Origin of the sequence: Sinorhizobium sp. 6-70, assembly GCF_030124375.1 — a bacterium.
In the GTDB taxonomy this organism is placed as follows: Bacteria; Pseudomonadota; Alphaproteobacteria; order Rhizobiales; family Rhizobiaceae; genus Sinorhizobium.
On record NZ_JASKLS010000037.1, the window covers coordinates 1 to 856 of the forward strand.

The 856-nt window shown below is 59.9% G+C and carries 1 protein-coding gene; it reads right to left on the bottom strand.

Going from position 1 to position 856, the window contains the following annotated elements:
* Nucleotides 1–70: 70 nt before the first annotated feature.
* A partial coding sequence (cysC, locus tag QN222_RS30210; RefSeq protein WP_283966081.1) for an adenylyl-sulfate kinase occupies nt 71–856 on the bottom strand: 786 nt, incomplete at its 5' end.

Genomic DNA, 856 nt, shown 5'->3' on the forward strand with positions numbered 1-856 from the left:
GCGTCGTAGACACCAAGGATCGCCTCGCCGGCATCAATGGCGATGCGTTCGAGCACCTCACACAAGGCCGTCATTTCTCCTCCGTCATCTGGTCGAGATATTCCTCGATCTTGAGGGCTAGCGAAATCGGCTCGTGGCCGACTGTGTGAAGATGCAGTTCCGGATTTTCGGGCGCCTCGTAGGGCGAAGAAATGCCGGTGAAATTCGCAATCTTGCCCGCCAGCGCCTTTTCATACAGGCCCTTCGGATCGCGGCGCGCGCATTCTTCCAGGGGCGTATCGACGAATATCTCGATGAACTCGCCCTTTTCCATCAGCTCGCGCGCCATCCGCCGTTCGTCACGGAACGGAGAAATGAAGGATACGAGCACGATCAGGCCGGCATCAGCCATGAGCTTCGCCACTTCCGCCACCCGCCGGATGTTTTCCACCCGATCCTCGTCGGTGAAGCCAAGGTCCCGATTGAGACCGTGGCGCACATTGTCGCCGTCCAGCAGATAGGTATGTTTGCCGCGCGCATGCAGAACCTTGTCGAGGGCATTGGCGATCGTCGATTTTCCCGAACCGGAGAGCCCGGTGAACCAGAGGACCGCGGGCCGCTGGTTCTTGATCGCGCTGCGCGCGCCCTTGTTGACGTCGGTCGCCTGCCAATGGACGTTGTCGGCGCGACGCAGCGGGAAATCGATCATCCCCGCACCGACCGTCGCATTGGAAATCCGGTCGACGATTATGAAGTTGCCCGTCGTCCGGTCGTCCTTGTATGCGTCAAAGACGATCGGCGCCTGGGTCGAGATATTGCAGACGCCGATTTCGTTCATCTGCAGGGACTTCGCCGCCTCGCGCACGAAGCTGTTGAT